We start from the raw sequence: 18992 nt of genomic DNA, 5'->3' as shown, positions 1-18992 counted from the left end.
AATTCTAAGGGGTTTAAAAACACCTGGAATGGACGATACTGTCCAAGTGAGAGACGGTGATTGGTCGAAAACGTCCATGCCCCAGAATGCCGCTTCACTCCGGCTTATCCAGTTCAGCCAGCAACTGAATTGCCCGGCTGACAAAAGGTGGAACATGGTGAGTGTCGATGCTTTTCAGAATGGAAGACAGCAAGGCAACCGCTTCAGCTTTTCGTAGCGATTGCCCTAATAAACGAGCCAGTTCACTGGTAGCAATAATTTGTGCGGGAATAATACCCAATGTTTGCGCACTCGCGATGGCGCAGCGAAAGCCTTGTTCAGCGCCAACAATGTCATTTAATGCCAGTCTGGCACGGGCTTTGACGACCATCAACTCACTAAGATAGGCGCGTTCTTGATACTTAAATGCCAAGTCCAATGCCTGTGACATCAGCACATCACATTGTTGCGGCTCACCTGATTGCAGCAATAACTCGCCACGTTTCCATGCCTGGAAGGAGTGAAAAAGCTTTCCTCCCTGGCATAACAGATGGCTATCATAACCCTCAATCATATGCTGTTCAGCCTGAACATAGTCATGCTGCATGAGCAAATAACACCCCTTCAGTACCTTCCCTAACCCCTGATAAAAAGTAAATCCATATTGCTGCGCCTGCACTGCTAATTCGTGGGTCAAGCGACCTAAACTGTCACGGTCTTCGAACAAGCAAGCAAGCCACGCCGCGCCCCGTAAGGAGATAACCCGATGAAAAGCAATAATGTCTTCACCCATAGCACGTGAGGCCAGTTTTTGGGCTACCTCTCTGGATTTTTTAAATTCACCGAGTTGAAATAAAGCCAGCCCTTTCAGGGTCAGCGCCATGCCAACCAAATCCAATCCTTGTTGATCGGCATACTCGCAAGGGGTAGTCAGTAACTTACTGCGAGCTAAACATGTTAAGACTTCTTGATTATCCCCCAACCAAAATAGGGTACTGGCAAGAGCGATATGTGCTTCACTCCATATTGACGCGGTTTTTTCAGTCAGGCCCCATTGCAGTAATTCCTGAGCCAGAGTGCGGACATGCGGTAAATCAAGGGTCACCAACTGGGCCGACCAACGCCAAAAGAGTAATCCTGCCAGCTCAGACTCATCACCTGCTTTTTTACCTAGCGCGATGGCATCATTATGATATTTAAGCGCATCATGGCTTAACCAACCATAAAGTATTTGATAGCTGATACTGAGTTGGCGATAGAGCTTGTAATGAAGCTGTCGAACCTCTTCATCCAAGGTGATTCCCAGCAGTAGTTGTAACCCTTTCTGTAAATCAACGATGGCTTCATGGTAGGCGGAGCAATTCATTAACCGCATACCTTCCTGCAAGTGTTGTAATGCTATTGGCCGTTTATCCATCCGGCCATGAATTCGCCGTTCCACTGACTTACGACTAATCCCTAATAGTTGTGCCGCTGCGGTTTTATTACCGGTAGTACGCTGCAACGCTCGGTCTATCAATAACTGCTCCACCGCAACGAGCTTATCAGCCCCCGGCAATGCCAGCATGGCATCAGCAAGCAGGTCAGATGACACTTTCACTTCGAGTTGTGAGGTTGGCATAAAGGTATCCAACACCTCACGCGTAATTAAATGGCTATCAGATAATGCCGCAAGCCTGTCGACCAGATTGCGCAATTCCCGCACATTACCCGGCCAGGGATACTGCTGTAAGTAAGACATAGCATGAGAATTGAAAACTAACGGGTGAGTTTGTAACCCTGAGAAATAGTCAATTAATGCGGGGATATCCTCCCTTCGCTGGCTGAGAGCAGGAATATCCAGAGTAATGACACCTAAGCGGTAATAGAGGTCTTCCCTAAAAACACCACTTTTTACCTGAGCAAGTAAATTTCGGTGAGTGGCAGCGACCACTCGCCCATTAAAGTGGCGAATATCGCTGCTGCCGATAGGCCGGAAAGTACGGGTTTCCAATGCACGCAATAGCTTAGGCTGCACTGACAGAGGCATTTCACCTATCTCATCTAAAAATAGCGTGCCATTACCGACCATTTCCAGATGACCACGCCGATCACCAGAGGCACCCGTAAACGCACCTTTAACATGACCAAATAGCTCAGCTTCAACCAAATGCTCAGGGATTGCGCCACAGTTGAGATCAATAAATGGAGCTGAAGGATTTTTGCTACGTTGGTGTATCAGTTGGGCAATAACTTCTTTTCCACACCCAGTAGGGCCACAAATCAGTAAAGTTTGTTGTGATGGCGCAACCCGGTCAACTAAACGTAAAAGTTGCTTAAATGCTGCGGATGAACCAATAACATTAATTGATGTTTTCTCATTACATACCATCATAACTCCCTCCTTGACACCAAGGATGGGGAATCAAAATCGAACCATCTGGAGGTGATTGCTGTGATTCAAAAAGAAATAAGACAAGTATCTATGCATGATTTTATTTAATTATATCAATCATATTTAGTATATTGGTCAGTGGGTAACACTGAGAAAATTACTTTTTGATTCGCCTCCAAAAAATGATCAATCAGAAACATGAATATATAACTGTAAGTTATCTATTGAATATTGCACATACCACAGCAAAGAATTCGATAAATTAGTGCGAGGGGTCACAGGAAAAGAATGTATAGATAGAAAGCGGGAGGATAAAAGAAAGTTATAAATGTACACCCGCTCATCTGTTATCAGTAAAGCGGGCATAGCGGAGGGCGTGAATTAACTCACGGCATCCTCTCCAGCAGCAACTGGCAACACCATGTAAGTTCCTGAGAAAACAGCACCAGCATCTTCATCACCGAATAGATTCACGTCTAACTGCACTCTGGCACGACGGCCACGGGCCAATCTATCCAGATCACCACTCAGGGAACTTAGCTCAGCCACAGCCCGGGGCCGACCAGTAACCGGCGCACTGTAACGAATGTGGGCATCAGCGAGAATAATCGTGCCGCCCAAATGGCGCTCACGCAATAATAGCCAAATCAAGCCCCAGCCCGTCAGGGTCGCCAACGAAAAAAGGCTGCCAGCAAATAAGGTATGGTGAGGATTTTGATTACCCGCCTCTGGCATGGTAGTGACAAAACGCTGGCCGGTATATTGGCTGATGCGCACCCCCATTTTTTCACTAAGCGGAATATGGTCGTACCAGGCTTGCTGCAACTGACCGCACCAATCAGGGCGATGCAGAATATCGTCCATGGTCACAACCGGTTTTATCATTAAAAAGTGGCGCACAGGTGTGGTTTGCGGGGCGGTTATTTCCCCCTGACTGACAAAGCCCAGCTTGGCGAAGAAATCTACCGCATCTTCACGCGCGCTACACACAACTCGCTTCACCCCTTCCTGCCGCGCAACTGACTCTAAGGTCATTGCCACCAGCGTTCCCAAACCTTTGGCGCGCACTGATGGGTCAACGGCCAAAAAACGAATCGCAGCCTCATTATCTGCATTGATATATAACCGCCCAATAGCGACAGGTTTACCCTGCTCATCCACCACCATTTGATGATGGGCCATCGCATCATAAGCATCTTTCTCTGAGCCAACCGGTTGGTGCAACGGCTTGCGTAACATTTCCCAGCGGAATTGATAATAATCTTTGAGTTCTTGTTCTGTTATGGGCACACGCAAGTGATACATAGAAGCATTCTCTTTTTAAAATTATCAATAAAATAACCCTCAGTTTTGGGCACTATTCTGCCTCTAGACCTGTAACCAGAAAGTCACTGGGCCATCGTTTACCAAACTGACTTTCATATCTGCGGCAAATAATCCCGTTTCCGTTTTTACACCACGCTCACGACACTGGGCAACAAAATACTGATAAAGCCGATCAGCTTCTGCCGGAACTGCACCACGGGAAAAGCTTGGTCTCATGCCTTTTTGCGTATCTGCCACTAGTGTAAATTGCGAGACGACTAGCACACTGCCACCAGCTTGCAGGACGTTGAGATTCATTTTGTCGTTCTCATCGCCAAAAATCCGGTACCCCAAAACCTTTTCACATAGACGCTGTGCTTTTTGCTCGGTGTCCTCTTGTTCGACCCCCAGCAATATCAATAATCCAGGCCCAATCTCACCAACAACATTCCCATCTACGACAACACTGGCGCTAAGCGCCCGTTGAATCAACGCAATCATAATGCCTTACATCTCCTGACTCTGGTTTTCCTCAATGACCACTTTAGACCGCTGTGCTCGATACTCACCCAAGGTCACGGTGATTTCTGCCCCCAGTAACACGATGCACCAACTCCAGTAAACCCAAAGGAATAAGATGGGGATAACCGCCAGCACCCCGTAAATCAACTGATAAGACGGAAACAGCGTGATATACATCGTGAATCCTTTCTTACCCAATTCGAAGAGCAATGCAGCCACCAGCGCACCAATAAGTGCATCCCGGGCGGGCACCCGTACTGTCGGAACCACACTGTACAATAACCAAAAAGAAACCCAGGAAATCAAGAGCGGAAATAGCCGTAATGTCTCATCAATCATGCTGTCTACCTGGGCATTTGCCAGCCATTGCAATGAAAGCAGATATGAGCTGATCACCATACTGGCCCCGACGAGAATTGGCCCTAATGTCAGTACCATCCAATAAACGGCAAATGAAAACACCAGTGACCGGTGAACCTTACTGCGCCAAATAATGTTAAGCACACTGTCGACGGAGTAAATCAGCAGCAGTGCTGTCACAATCAAACCGCAGGTGCCCACCACCGTCATACGATTTGAGTTGGCAACAAACTGCTCAAGGTAGTTTTGGATAATATCGCCAGTGGCAGGCATAAAATTGGCAAATATGAAGGCTTTCAATTTTATGCTGATATCAGCAAACATGGGAAAAGCCGCGAACAGAGCAAAAATTACAGTGACCAATGGCACTAGAGAAAGTAATGACACATACGCCAAATGCCCAGCCAGCATGGTTAACCCATCTTTATCTATTCGGGTGTAAAGCATTCGCCCGAACGTAATGTAGGGTTTTAAAGATGCAGATAAGCGAAAACGCAGAAAACTCGCCATGTTTATCTCTCAGTCAATACCGGTGTTTAGGCTCGGTTATGGGTTAGCGTGATATTTAAGGCTAACCCATTAACGTCTGGAGTAAGAAGTTATCAGGGAAAATAAGCAGGAATAACCTTTCGGTCTATGACATGAATTGCGGTGATACCTACAATTCTGGCTGCAACAACATTTGCTTCAACATCATCAAAGAATACCGCCTGCTCCGCCGGGATGTTTTCCGCACTCAGCACATGCTGATAAATTCTCGCTTCCGGCTTGCGCATGCCCAAATCCTGGGACAGATACATATGGTCAGCGGCGGCAGCCACTTCAGGGTAATGTTGGGGCCAGTAATTACAATGCAGCCGGTTAGTATTGGATAACACCACCACCCGATGCCCTTCCTGACGCAACTTTTGCATAATGGCGATCACTTCCGGGCGCAAAGCGACAAATACCGCCTGCCAGCCTTCGGCAAACTGTTCAAAACTTAGAGATAGCCCCATCTCATCACTGAGCTGGTGAGCAAACTCTTCATCGCTAATTTCACCGCGCTCATGCTGCTGGAAGACCTCGCCCATGGTAAACCGCTCACTCAACGTCGCCAGCGGGACACTGCTTAATTTGCTCCAAACGCCCAATACGCGTTTGAAGTCGATATCGACAATCACATTACCTAGATCAAAGATATACAGCATGGCGCTCTCCCAATTAGATGGTGAGTTTCACTGTAACGGGAAAAGGGAAAACTGAACAGAGAGAGGAAGAAAAAGGAGGGGTCAGTCAGGAAAAATAATATTTTACCGCAGCGGAAAAAAATAAAAAGTATCCCCAAAGGCATTGGAGTTGCAACAAGGCGGCAAGTGAATTCATCCCGATGAGCTTACACAGGTAAGTGATTCGGGTGAGTGAGCGAAGCTAACACAGTTGTAGCTTCAAGGACGAAGGGGATAGAACTCAGGGCGCTTTTCGCGCCCTAAGTATCAGCAGTACCAAGAAGAATTAACCTTCTTTAGGACCACGACCTGCACGCTTACGATCGTTTTCCGTCAGGTGACGCTTACGGATACGAATTGATTGCGGGGTAACTTCTACCAATTCATCGTCATCGATGAATTCCAGTGCCTGTTCAAGAGTTTTCTTCAAGAAAGGAACCAGAGTGGTTGCTTCGTCAGTACCGGATGCACGCATGTTGGTCAGTTGCTTACCGGTCAGGCAGTTTACAGTCAGGTCGTTAGAACGTGAGTGAATACCGATGATCTGGCCTTCATACACTTCAGTCGCGTGACCAATAAACAGCTTGCCGCGGTCTTGCAGTTTGTACAGTGCGAATGCCACAGCTTTACCCTGACCGTTAGAGATCAGTACGCCGTTTTGACGTTGGCCGATCTCGCCTGGACGCACATCATCGTAGTGACTGAATGTGGAGTACAGCAGACCAGTACCAGAAGTCATAGTCATGAATTCAGTACGGAAGCCAATCAGGCCACGGCTTGGGATCATATAATCCAGACGAATGCGACCTTTGCCGTCTGGAACCATGTCCTTCACGTCACCCTTACGCTCACCCATGGCTTGCATTACTGCGCCCTGGTGCTGTTCTTCGATATCCAGAGTTACGCTTTCAAATGGTTCTTGATTACGGCCGTCGATAACACGGTTGATAACTTTAGGACGAGAAACAGCCAGCTCGAAACCTTCGCGGCGCATGTTTTCGATCAGAACCGACAGGTGAAGTTCACCACGGCCTGATACGCGGAATGCGTCAGCATCTTCAGTTTCTTCAACACGCAGTGCTACGTTATGAATCAGCTCTTTGTTCAAACGGTCAAGGATCTGACGTGAAGTCACGTACTTGCCTTCTTTACCACAGAACGGAGAGGTGTTAACGCAGAAATACATGGTAACAGTTGGTTCATCAACAGACAGTGCTGGCAATGCTTCAACAGCATTCACATCACAGATAGTGTCAGAGATGTTCAACTCGCCCAAACCGGTGATAGCAACGATATCGCCAGCTTCAGCCATAGTTGCTTCGATACGTTCCAGACCCATATGGCCCAGTACTTTAGCGATTTTACCGTTGCGGGTCTTACCTTCGCTATCGATAACAGTAACTTGCTGGTTAGGCTTAACAACACCACGTTTGATACGGCCGATGCCGATAACACCTACGTAGTTGTTGTAGTCCAACTGGGAGATTTGCATCTGCAATGGACCGGTGCTGTCTACGTCTGGTGCAGGCACATGGTCGATGATTGCCTGATACAGCGGAGTCATGTCTGCCGACATATCATTGTGGTCTTCGCCCGCAATACCCATCAATGCTGATGCGTAAATGATAGGGAAGTCCAGTTGTTCGTCAGTGGCATCCAGGTTTACGAACAGGTCGAACACCTGATCGACAACCCAATCAGGACGCGCGCCAGGACGGTCAACTTTGTTGATAACCACGATTGGTTTCAGACCATGAGCAAAGGCTTTTTTGGTCACGAAACGGGTCTGCGGCATCGGGCCATCCATTGCGTCGACGACCAGCAGCACAGAGTCAACCATAGACATTACACGCTCAACCTCACCACCGAAATCGGCGTGTCCTGGGGTATCCACGATGTTGATGCGGTAGTCTTTCCAGTTAATGGCGGTATTTTTCGCGAGGATGGTTATCCCACGCTCTTTCTCCAAATCGTTGGAGTCCATTACACGTTCAGTTGCTTCAGCACGTTCACCGAACGTACCAGATTGTTGTAGCAACTTATCAACCAGGGTAGTTTTCCCATGGTCAACGTGCGCAATAATGGCGATGTTACGCAGATTCTCGATCACAGCTTTTTTGCCTCAGGCATTTAGAAATAGCGCGCTATTGTACACGTATTAAGCGAGGGACTAAACAAGATCACAAACTTCTCTTATAAACAACCTGACGGCGGTTAGTTTGTGATCCCTTTCACGGTGCAAAAATAGCCTCTCGGCCCACCTTTGCACCAATACAGTGCCCAACGACGCAAATGAAGCACCAAAATAGTGCAATATAACTATCCTGGTGCATACTGAATATCAGCAGGCCCCTATGATATGGCATAAACGGGGCGTTTGGAAAGTTGGCATAGATTTCGCAATAGACTTTATGACGCAGTTTAGCATGAATAACGGTCATGAAAAATCAGCATGAGCGTTAGCCTGAATAAAAAGATAACTGAACACCCAAACGATAATCGTTCCACGACGACTATGACAAATCCAGGAGATATAAGTATGTCCGCTGAACATGTTTTGACGATGCTGAATGAGCACGAAGTGAAATTTGTTGATTTGCGCTTCACCGATACCAAAGGGAAAGAGCAGCACATCACTATTCCGGCTCATCAGGTCAACGCTGACTTCTTCGAAGAAGGCAAAATGTTTGATGGCTCCTCGATTGGTGGCTGGAAAGGCATTAACGAATCCGACATGGTACTGATGCCAGACGCCAGCACCGCTGTTATGGATCCGTTCTTCGAAGATTCCACACTGATTATCCGTTGTGACATTCTTGAGCCAGGTACCCTGCAAGGCTATGATCGCGACCCACGTTCAATCTCAAAACGCGCAGAAGAGTTCCTGAAATCTTCAGGTATCGCAGATACCGTGCTGTTTGGGCCAGAACCAGAATTCTTCCTGTTTGACGATGTTCGTTTTGGTAGCAGTATCCGTGGCTCTCATGTCGCTATCGATGACATCGAAGGCGCATGGAACTCCAGCACCAAATACGAAGGCGGCAACAAAGGCCACCGTCCGGCAGTGAAAGGCGGTTACTTCCCAGTTCCTCCGGTTGATTCTTCACAGGACCTGCGTTCTACCATGTGTCTGACCATGGAAGAAATGGGCCTGGTAGTAGAAGCGCATCACCATGAAGTGGCTACCGCAGGTCAGAACGAAGTGGCTACTCGCTTCAATACCATGACCAAGAAAGCCGATGAAATTCAGATCTACAAATATGTGGTGCACAACGTGGCACACGCATTCGGCAAAACTGCGACCTTTATGCCAAAACCAATGTTTGGTGATAATGGTTCAGGCATGCACTGCCATATGTCTTTGTCCAAGAACGGTACTAACCTGTTCGCCGGTGACAAATATGCTGGCCTGTCTGAAATGGCGCTGTTCTACATCGGCGGTATCATCAAGCACGCAAAAGCAATTAACGCCTTGGCTAACCCAACGACTAACTCCTACAAGCGTTTGGTCCCAGGCTACGAAGCTCCGGTCATGTTGGCATACTCTGCCCGTAACCGTTCAGCTTCTATCCGTATCCCAGTGGTTGCCAGCCCGAAAGCGCGTCGTATTGAAGCACGCTTCCCGGATCCAGCCGCTAACCCATACTTGTGCTTCGCAGCACTGCTGATGGCTGGCCTTGATGGCATCATCAACAAAATTCACCCAGGTGATGCGATGGACAAAAACCTGTATGACTTGCCACCGGAAGAAGAAGCAGAAATTCCAAAAGTTGCAGGTTCACTGGACGAAGCGATGGCTGCATTGAACGAAGACCGCGAGTTCCTGACCCGTGGTGGCGTGTTCACTGACGACGCTATCGATGCTTATATCGAACTGCGTAAAGAAGAAATGGACCGCGTTCGTATGACTCCGCACCCAGTTGAGTTCGAACTGTATTACAGCGTTTAATTTTAGTTAGCCGTTTTTTTTGTTGCCGTGGAAACTTTTGGCCCATCTTCGGATGGGCTTTTTTCTCCACTTTTCGTTTTCGTCATATTTCCTCTGGCTCAGTCACGACTGAACCGATTAGGATGTATTCACCAAAAGAGTGCAGGAGTCTGCGTAATGGCAACAGGCACGCTGCCCGATGCTGGGCAGATCCTTAATTCTCTCATTAATAGTATTCTGCTATTAGATGATGATTTGGCTATCCATTATGCCAATCCCGCTGCGCAGCAACTTCTGGCGCAAAGCTCTCGTAAACTTTTTGGTACACCCCTGCCCGATTTATTAGGCTATTTTTCTCTTAATATCGACCTGATGCGGGAAAGTCTGATCGCCGGTCAAGGTTTTACCGATAACGAGGTGACCGTAGTTGTTGATGGCCGCGCGCATATTTTGTCGCTGACAGCACAATCACTGCCAGAAGGTTTTATATTGCTGGAAATGGCGCCGATGGATAATCAGCGTCGGTTAAGCCAAGAACAATTACAACATGCACAGCAAGTCGCAGCCCGTGATCTGGTTCGTGGGCTGGCTCATGAGATTAAGAACCCGTTAGGTGGCTTACGGGGGGCAGCACAATTATTGTCTAAAGCATTGCCTGATCCAGCATTGTTGGAATATACCAAAGTGATCATTGAGCAGGCAGACCGCTTACGTAACTTGGTTGATCGCTTATTAGGCCCACAACGGCCCGGTCAACACATCACACAAAGTATCCATCAGGTTGCTGAACGGGTTTGTCAGTTAGTCTCGCTGGAAAAACCGGATAATGTGACGTTAATCCGTGACTATGACCCAAGTTTGCCTGAACTGGCCCATGATCCAGACCAAATTGAACAAGTGTTGCTGAATATCACTCGTAATGCATTACAGGCTTTGGGGGGAGCTGGCGGCACTATTACGCTACGCACCCGTACTGCTTTTCAGATAACACTGCATGGTATGCGCTATCGTTTGAGCGCTCGCATTGATATTGAAGATGACGGTCCGGGCGTTCCAACGCAATTACAAGATACCGTGTTCTATCCGATGGTAAGTGGTCGCGAGGGGGGGACTGGCCTTGGCTTGTCTATCGCCCGTAATCTTATCGATCAACATTCGGGTAAAATTGAATTCAACAGTTGGCCAGGACATACCGAATTCTCGGTTTACCTGCCTATTCGCCAGTGAGGTTTCTATGCAACGAGGGATAGTCTGGATCGTCGATGACGATAGCTCCATCCGCTGGGTGCTTGAACGTGCACTGACTGGAGCAGGTCTGAACTGTGCAACCTTCGATACCGGTAACCAGGTGTTGGATGCACTCGCGACACAAACCCCGGATGTGTTGTTATCGGATATTCGCATGCCTGGCATGGACGGATTAGCCCTGCTGAAACAGATTAAGCAGCGCCACCCGATGCTCCCGGTCATCATAATGACGGCACATTCTGATTTAGATGCTGCGGTCAGTGCCTATCAGCAAGGGGCTTTTGATTACCTGCCTAAACCTTTTGATATTGATGAAGCCGTAGCTCTGGTTGAGCGGGCTATCAGCCATTATCAGGAGCAGCAGCAACCGGCACGCAGCCAACCCGCCAGCGGTCCAACCGCTGATATCATTGGCGAAGCACCGGCGATGCAAGACGTTTTCCGCATCATCGGCCGCTTATCTCGTTCTTCTATTAGTGTGCTGATTAACGGTGAGTCGGGTACCGGTAAAGAGTTAGTGGCCCATGCGTTACATCGCCACAGCCCACGGGCTAAAGCGCCGTTTATCGCGCTGAATATGGCGGCGATCCCGAAAGATTTAATTGAATCTGAATTATTCGGCCACGAGAAAGGTGCCTTTACCGGCGCGAATCAAGTGCGCCAGGGTCGTTTTGAACAAGCCGATGGCGGCACACTGTTTTTAGATGAAATCGGTGATATGCCATTGGATGTACAAACCCGCCTGTTACGCGTGCTGGCTGATGGTCAGTTTTATCGCGTCGGGGGTTACGCACCGGTCAAAGTAGATGTTCGTATTATTGCCGCTACCCACCAAAATCTGGAGCTGCGTGTTCAGGAAGGTAAATTCCGTGAGGATTTATTCCATCGTCTGAATGTGATTCGGGTACATCTGCCACCGCTGCGTGAACGTCGTGAAGACATTCCGCGTTTGGCTCGTTACTTCTTGCAAGTGGCAGCTAAAGAGTTAGGTGTGGAAGCCAAAAATCTGCACCCTGAGACCGAAGTGGCGCTAACCCGCCTGCCTTGGCAGGGTAACGTGCGCCAACTGGAAAACACCTGTCGCTGGCTGACGGTGATGGCTGCCGGGCAGGAAGTACTGACTCAGGATTTACCTTCTGAACTGTTTGAAACCAGCACGCCAGATGCTTCAGGTCAGCGGACGCCGGACAACTGGGCAACCCTATTGGCACAATGGGCTGAACGCGCCCTACGTTCTGGTCATCAGGACCTGTTATCTGAGGCACAGCCGGAAATGGAGCGTACGCTGTTAACCACGGCATTACGCCATACTCAAGGTCATAAGCAAGAAGCGGCACGTCTGCTGGGTTGGGGCCGCAACACCTTAACGCGTAAGTTAAAAGAGCTGGGAATGGAGTAGTTGGGAGAAAGAGAGTAATTCCTGCCTAAATTCCCCCTCAAGGTAATGTTGACCATTGAGGGGGAACATCATCAGATCACGCGTGAAAACTGCTGCTTGCGCGCCTGTTTCCGTAAATAGATATCGAAACACATACAAATATTACGAATCAGTAAGCGCCCGCGCGGTGTTACCCGAATGCCTTTATCATCCCGCTCCACCAGCCCATCTTGTTCGAAAGGTGCTAGTAGCTCAAAATCTTCAGCAAAATAATCTGCAAAACGAATACCATACTGCTGCTCAATCGGCTGATAGCTGATTTGGAAATTACAAATCAGCGTTTTAATCACATCACGGCGCAAGCAATCATCTTCAGTCATCGCCAAACCACGCCACAGCGCATTGCCACGCAGCTCCACGCAGGAATAGTAAGTCTTCAAATCTTTTTCATTCTGCGCATAGCTGTCACCCAACATGCTGATAGCAGAAACCCCCAAACCAAGTAAATCACTGTCGCCTTGGGTGGTATAACCTTGAAAATTACGGTGTAATTCACCTTCACGCTGCGCAATGGCTAATTCATCATCTGGCCGGGCAAAATGATCCATACCAATAAATTGATAGCCAGACTCAGTTAAGAAACTGATGGTGTGCTGCAAAATATCTAGCCGCTGTTCGGCGCTCGGCAGATCGGCATCTTTAATTTTACGTTGAGCAGCAAACAGACTCGGTAAATGTGCGTAATTGAACACACTCAGACGATCAGGATTCAGCTCTGCCACCCGTTTGAGGGTAAAAGCAAAACTCTCTGGTGTCTGTTTTGGCAAACCATAAATCAAATCGATATTGGTTGAGTTAAAACCAAGGGCTTTAGCGCGGGCAATCAGGGCAAAGATAAAATCCTCATCCTGCTCACGATTAACCAGCCGTTGAACCTCTTTATTAAAATCTTGCACCCCCATGCTTAGGCGGTTAAACCCCTCAGCACGCAGGTGATCAAGGACATCCAGTTCAATTTCACGTGGGTCCACTTCTATTGATTGCTCAGCACCGGGCAGGAAATCAAAGTTTTCACGCAACAGGTTCATCAGGTGGGTAATTTGTATTTTATTCAGGTAAGTGGGCGTACCACCGCCCCAGTGCATCTGGCTAACCTGACGCCCAACAAATAACGCCGCACGCTGGCGGATCTCTTTTTCCAAGACCGCCAGATACTCATCAGCTTTATGCTGTTGCCGCGTCACCAGCTTATTGCAGCCGCAGAAATAACACAGCTTATGGCAAAACGGGATATGCACATACAGCGACAAAGGCCGTTGTGGGTAACGCTTCACTGCCTGCTGAAAAGCAGATTCATTATAATCTTCACTGAATTCAAGCGCTGTGGGGTACGACGTATAGCGCGGCCCTGAATAATTATATTTTTGAATCAGGGATAAATCCCAAACTATAGCCTGCTCAGACATGTTCATTCCTTCCGATATTTGCGCCTACCGGGCCGGTTAGAGGGTAGATGTTTTCGTTGTCTGGCCGCAGTAGCACTGCGCAACCGCTTTCTTCGTTGCGACAGTAGCCATAGTTTACCCAATAACCACACTAGATAACATGTAAGCAGTAGGGCTATTATCGGGATCACCCAATTCATGGTTTAAAATGTATCTTTTGGGTTACCGCGTTTCAGCAATTGCAAAATGTCTTCCTGCTTTTCTTCTGGCGCTTCGTCATCTTCATCGTCGCCCAATTCAATACCCAATTGTTCCATTAGGGCATCAATACGATCCAACGTCAGATCAACATAAGCCTGATCTTCTTTGCTCAATACTTCATCATTATCCAGACGATCCAGCAATGCATCCAGACGCTCATCGTTTTCCAGCTTAGACAGCTCTTCTTCCGGCGTCAGACGTGGCTTAGCTTCAACTTTAGCCACCGGCTTAGTGGTTGGCTTAGCTTTAACCTTACTCTCAACCACCAGCGGCACAGGTACTTTACTGCCGATGCGTGGATCTTTCTCTTGAGTCTCGGACTGGCCCTTCTTATTGCTACCTTCTACATTGGTTCTCGCCCCTGAGCGATTGCCACTGTGTTTCTTCTGACGTTTACGCTCGCGAGCTTCGATATCAAGCTCTACACGGGTCTTTCTAATACGCTTAGGCGTCGCGGTGCCTTTCGGGGCCGCAATATTCGCGCGTGGTGCTTTATTTGGCTGCTTCATAACCTGTGCTCTTAAATGGGTAAATAAGTATGGGATCGGATTTAGTATAGGATTGGGCCGGAATCTAGCAGAAAGAAGAGAAAGAAAAAAGGCGGCAGATTAACCTGTCGCCCTTTTTCGCATCTTCTGCGGCAGGATATCCTTACAGCACACTCCCTGCACTGACATAACAACCGGATATCTCCCTCCTGCAATGCGCCATCCTTGCCATATCTGCGGCCCTCAAGGCAACTTAACCAGCGCGCCTGCCAGTATACCTGAACCCTCTTACTTGAAGGGTATAAAAGATAAACCCCCTTTTTTTTGCCTGATGCAGTTATAATCGCTGCATGTAAGCTATCTCTCACGGAGACGACAAATTTTGACTATTAGAAACTATAACTATCACATGACCCACTTCGTCATCAGTGCTCCGGATATCCGCCATCTGCCACGTGATGAAGGTATTGAGGTGGCATTTGCTGGCCGTTCAAATGCCGGTAAATCGAGTGCACTTAATACGTTAACTAACCAGAAAGGTCTGGCCAGAACCAGTAAAACACCCGGCCGTACTCAGCTAATTAACCTATTTGAAGTCGTTGACGGTATTCGTCTGGTTGACTTACCGGGCTATGGCTATGCTGAAGTCCCGGAAGAGATGAAACTCAAATGGCAACGCGCGCTGGGTGAGTATTTGCAAAAGCGTAACTGTCTGAAAGGATTAGTTGTGTTGATGGATATTCGCCATCCACTGAAAGATTTAGATCAGCAAATGATTACCTGGGCGGTTGCGGTTGGCACCCCGGTTCTATTATTGCTGACCAAAGCGGATAAGCTGGCTTCTGGCGCCCGTAAGGCTCAATTGAACATGGTGCGAGAAGCGATTATTCCATTTATGGGTGATATTCAGGTTGAAGCTTTCTCTTCTTTGAAGAAGATTGGCGTCGAAAAACTCCGGGAAAAACTAGATACCTGGTTTAACGAGATACCACCAGAAGTTATGATTGATGATTATGACGATGAAGGTGAGTAAGCGCTAACAGCAGCCCGCAAGGGCTGTTATCCCTAAGGGTGATGTTTTATATCGCCCTGAGTTAATACCTGGCAATAATACTTCCCCCCTAGAGTAAAAATCATCAAACCGTATTTTCACGGGTAATGCCGGGCTGTTTCCCTATCGGTTCGCGAAAAGTGCTCACAAATCCCAATAAAAAACGCCCCAGTCAATAAATGACTGGGGCGGCTAATATATAGCCAAATCCGATTACGTGAAGTAAAAGGTCTGAAAGATAGAACATCTTACCTCTGTACCCTACGTCTGTAACTCTACATCATTTTTTCGCGGGGCAAAAGAATTTTTTGTTGTATAGTTACACAAATTGGCACGATTCAGCGCACATCTTCCCCGCATAATGGCGGATAAATGTAGCTTAATTACATAAAATGCTTTATTTATCGCCACTTACCCACAAAGCTAGTGAGCCTGGTCCCAGTTATCACCAACACCGACATCCACCTTCAGTGGTACCGCTAGTTGCATACTCTGCTCCATCAGTTCACGAATCTTTTGTTCCGCGCTTTCCAATACACTTTCATGCACTTCAAACACTAATTCATCGTGTACCTGCATGATTACTCGCACCAATGGTTCTGGTTCCTGTTGTAACCAGGCATCCACTGCAATCATTGCCCGTTTGATAATATCAGCGGCGGTACCTTGCATTGGTGCATTGATAGCTTCACGTTCAGCAGCTTTACGGCGAGTTGCATTACGAGAATGAATATCTGGCAAATAAAGGCGACGGCCATCCAGCGTGGTGACATAACCTTGATCGGCGGCTTGCTTACGTGTGCGCTCCATGTATTCCAACACACCGGGATAGCGCTCAAAATAGAGATCCATATAGCGCTGCGCCTCTCCACGGGGAATGCTTAGCTGTCGCGCCAGACCAAAAGCGCTCATACCATAAATAAGACCAAAGTTAATGGCCTTGGCACTGCGGCGTTGTTCAGTTGTGACCTTTTCCAGTGGCATACCAAAGACTTCCGCCGCTGTCGCACGGTGGATATCTTTTCCCGCAGCAAATGCAGCTAATAGCCCTTTATCCTGCGACAAGTGCGCCATAATACGCAGCTCAATCTGTGAGTAGTCAGCCGCCATAATGCGATAGCCTTGGGGCGCAATAAAAGCCTGCCGTATACGACGCCCTTCTTCATTCCGCACTGGAATGTTTTGCAGGTTAGGATCACGTGAGGACAAACGCCCTGTCGCTGTCACCGCCTGGTGATAAGAGGTATGGACCCGGCCCGAAACTGGGTTAATCATCAACGGCAGCTTGTCGGTATAGGTACTTTTCAGCTTAGCCAGACCACGATATTCAAGGATCACCTTCGGCAACGGGTAATCTAATGCCAGCTCAGCCAACACTTCTTCATTAGTTGACGCGGCCCCGCCAGGGGTTTTCTTCAAGATGGGCAGTTTTTGTTTTTCGTACAAAATGGTCTGAAGCTGCTTAGGTGATGCCAGGTTGAACGGCTCTTCAGCCAATTCATGAGCCTGTTTTTCTAACTCATCAAGGCGGATAGTCAGCTCTTTTGAATGTGCGGCCAAGATATTCTGGTCAATCAAGACACCAGTGCGCTCGATGCGAGACAGAATTGGCAATAGCGGCATCTCAATTTCCTGGAATACCCGCTTTAACCCTTCACTTTGTTGCAGTTTTGGCCACAGCACCAGATGCAACTGTAGCGTAACGTCGGCATCTTCTGCGGCGTAAGGGCCTGCTTGTTCCAACGCAATTTGATTAAAGGTTAGTTGGTTCTTACCCTTACCGGCGATCTCTTCAAAGGTAATAGTTTTGTGGTTGAGATAACGTTCTGCCAGACTATCCATATCATGGCGACCAGCAACACTGTCTAAAACGTAAGATTCCAGCATAGTATCGAAAGCGATACCGCGCAGCTCAATGCCATAACGTGCCAGCATGCTTTGGTCAAACTTGAGATTCTGGCCAACTTTAAGGGCTTTATCGTCTTCCAGTAGTGGTTTTAGCGTGGCCAAAACCCAATCCCGGTCGAGCTGTGCAGGAGAGTCCAAATAATCATGCGCCAAGGGTAAATAAGCGGCTTCGCCTGGTGCAACGGCAAAAGAGATACCAATTAAATTGCTGCTAAGCGTATCCAGGCCGTCAGTCTCAGTATCAAACGCGAAAACCTCTGCTTTTTTGAGGCGCTCAATCCACTCTACTAAGGATTTCTCATCCAAAATGGTCTGATAATTTTCTTGTGATAGTACTGCGGTGACCTCAACCGCATCAGCTGGCTCTACTGCCACAAAAGCTTTATTACTTGTTTGTGCCGTTGGCCGATCTTTTTTACCGTCCAGCCATTTGCCCGCTTCTACATCCACTAACCAGCGCTTAAATTCATAACGGCTGAATAACTGATGTAATTGATCATCATCTGGGGGGGAAACTTTTAGCTCATCACAAGTCACATCCAATTCAACATCTGTTTTAATGGTGGCTAATTTATAGGAGAGATAAGCAACATCTTTATTCTGCTCTAACTTGGCTGACATGGTTTTGGCACCACGGAATGTCAGTGTGGATATTTTATCCAAATTACTGAACAGCGCATCCAGCCCACCCAAACCTTGCAATAAAGCTTGTGCGGTCTTTTCGCCAACACCTGGAACCCCTGGAATATTGTCTGAGGAATCCCCCATTAGTGCTAGAAAATCAATAATCAATTCAGGAGGAACACCATATTTTTCACAGACTTCCTGTGGCCCCAAAATAGCGTTATTCATTGTATTGATTAAAGTGATATTTGGCGTAACTAATTGCGCCATATCCTTATCACCGGTACTGATTAATACAGCATGACCTGCTTTTTCAGCTTCCTGCGCTAAAGTACCAATAACATCGTCGGCCTCAACACCGGAGACAACCAATAAAGGTAGCCCCATTGCCTTAACCATTTGGTGCAACGGCTCAATTTGAGCTCGCAAATCATCTGGCATCGGTGGCCGGTGGGATTTATAGTCAGCGAAAAGCTCATCACGGAATGTTTTACCTTTAGCATCGAATACTACCGCTACATGGCTAGGACGATATTGCAGCAATAGACTGCGCAACATGTTCAACACGCCGTACATCGCCCCCGTTGGTTCACCGCTGCCGTTGGTCAGTGGTGGGAACGCATGGTAAGCACGATAGAGGTAAGAGGAACCGTCAACGAGGATCAATGGGTTTTCTGCAATCTGGGCCATAGGGTTTCTTCATCTTTATTCAGCAAGGTCTAACGCTAAGAATGCCATAGCTGGCGACAAGAGACGAATTTTAGCGTCCATTGTTGTGCGAAAGAGAGCATTTTTACGTAGTGATCCTGAAGATCCAATCTGTGGATAACTTTGTGAGTAAAAGCATGTGCAGATTATATCTGCTCTGCTTATTTTTTAGAGGTAATATTTAAAATTATAATAATCATATAGT

13 protein-coding genes are annotated in these 18992 nt (G+C 47.7%); 4 read left to right on the top strand and 9 right to left on the bottom strand.

Features of this window, described 5'->3' with window-relative positions; all coding sequences use genetic code 11:
- Window positions 1-94: 94 nt before the first annotated feature.
- The 6 genes from V1952_RS11845 to typA form a co-directional block, all read right to left on the bottom strand.
- Window positions 95-2353 (bottom strand): sigma-54 interaction domain-containing protein, encoded by a 2259-nt coding sequence (locus V1952_RS11845; RefSeq protein ID WP_420074788.1) that lies wholly within the window; start codon window positions 2351-2353, stop codon window positions 95-97.
- A 381-nt stretch (window positions 2354-2734) separates the two neighbouring features.
- Window positions 2735-3658, bottom strand: coding sequence for a fatty acid biosynthesis protein FabY (fabY, locus tag V1952_RS11840; protein ID WP_083161639.1), 924 nt, complete (start codon window positions 3656-3658; stop codon window positions 2735-2737).
- Window positions 3659-3721: 63 nt separating this feature from the next.
- The gene (gene dtd, locus V1952_RS11835) at window positions 3722-4159 is read right to left on the bottom strand and encodes a D-aminoacyl-tRNA deacylase (protein ID WP_372560160.1); all 438 of its coding nucleotides are present in this window, start codon (window positions 4157-4159) and stop codon (window positions 3722-3724) included.
- Window positions 4160-4165: 6 nt separating this feature from the next.
- Entirely contained in the window at window positions 4166-5050 is an 885-nt protein-coding gene (locus tag V1952_RS11830) for a virulence factor BrkB family protein (protein ID WP_083161635.1), read from the bottom strand.
- Between the two features lie 92 nt (window positions 5051-5142).
- Window positions 5143-5730 (bottom strand): glucose-1-phosphatase, encoded by a 588-nt coding sequence (gene yihX / locus V1952_RS11825; protein WP_372560161.1) that lies wholly within the window; start codon window positions 5728-5730, stop codon window positions 5143-5145.
- A gap of 304 nt (window positions 5731-6034) precedes the next feature.
- Complete coding sequence (typA, locus tag V1952_RS11820; RefSeq protein WP_042568870.1) at window positions 6035-7858, bottom strand: ribosome-dependent GTPase TypA; 1824 nt, start codon at window positions 7856-7858, stop codon at window positions 6035-6037.
- Window positions 7859-8287: 429 nt separating this feature from the next.
- Here typA and glnA point away from each other — a divergent pair, with 429 nt between their 5' ends.
- The 3 genes from glnA (at window position 8288) to glnG (ending at window position 12323) form a co-directional block, all read left to right on the top strand.
- Complete coding sequence (gene glnA / locus V1952_RS11815) at window positions 8288-9697, top strand: glutamate--ammonia ligase (protein WP_004392048.1); 1410 nt, start codon at window positions 8288-8290, stop codon at window positions 9695-9697.
- A 156-nt stretch (window positions 9698-9853) separates the two neighbouring features.
- On the top strand, window positions 9854-10903 hold the full coding sequence (glnL, locus tag V1952_RS11810; protein ID WP_083161629.1) for a nitrogen regulation protein NR(II): 1050 nt from the start codon (window positions 9854-9856) through the stop codon (window positions 10901-10903).
- A gap of 7 nt (window positions 10904-10910) precedes the next feature.
- On the top strand, window positions 10911-12323 hold the full coding sequence (glnG, locus tag V1952_RS11805) for a nitrogen regulation protein NR(I) (RefSeq protein ID WP_042568869.1): 1413 nt from the start codon (window positions 10911-10913) through the stop codon (window positions 12321-12323).
- A gap of 71 nt (window positions 12324-12394) precedes the next feature.
- Here the strand turns inward: glnG and hemN are convergent, their stop codons facing one another.
- Window positions 12395-13768, bottom strand: coding sequence for an oxygen-independent coproporphyrinogen III oxidase (hemN, locus tag V1952_RS11800; protein ID WP_420074787.1), 1374 nt, complete (start codon window positions 13766-13768; stop codon window positions 12395-12397).
- 182 nt (window positions 13769-13950) lie between these two features.
- The gene (gene yihI / locus V1952_RS11795; RefSeq protein ID WP_083161625.1) at window positions 13951-14517 is read right to left on the bottom strand and encodes a Der GTPase-activating protein YihI; all 567 of its coding nucleotides are present in this window, start codon (window positions 14515-14517) and stop codon (window positions 13951-13953) included.
- 361 nt (window positions 14518-14878) lie between these two features.
- Between yihI and yihA the strand changes: the two genes are divergently transcribed.
- Complete coding sequence (gene yihA / locus V1952_RS11790; protein WP_372560163.1) at window positions 14879-15529, top strand: ribosome biogenesis GTP-binding protein YihA/YsxC; 651 nt, start codon at window positions 14879-14881, stop codon at window positions 15527-15529.
- Between the two features lie 441 nt (window positions 15530-15970).
- Here yihA and polA read toward each other — a convergent pair whose 3' ends face one another.
- A complete protein-coding gene (gene polA, locus V1952_RS11785; RefSeq protein ID WP_420071653.1) occupies window positions 15971-18769 on the bottom strand; it encodes a DNA polymerase I in 2799 nt (932 codons plus the stop codon).
- Between the last annotated feature and the right edge of the window lie 223 nt (window positions 18770-18992).

Origin of the sequence: Yersinia sp. 2542 StPb PI, assembly GCF_048593855.1 — a bacterium.
Taxonomy (GTDB): Bacteria; Pseudomonadota; Gammaproteobacteria; order Enterobacterales; family Enterobacteriaceae; genus Yersinia; species Yersinia enterocolitica_E.
Note: the sequence above shows the minus strand (reverse complement) of the source record. Positions and strands in the feature narration are given on the sequence as shown.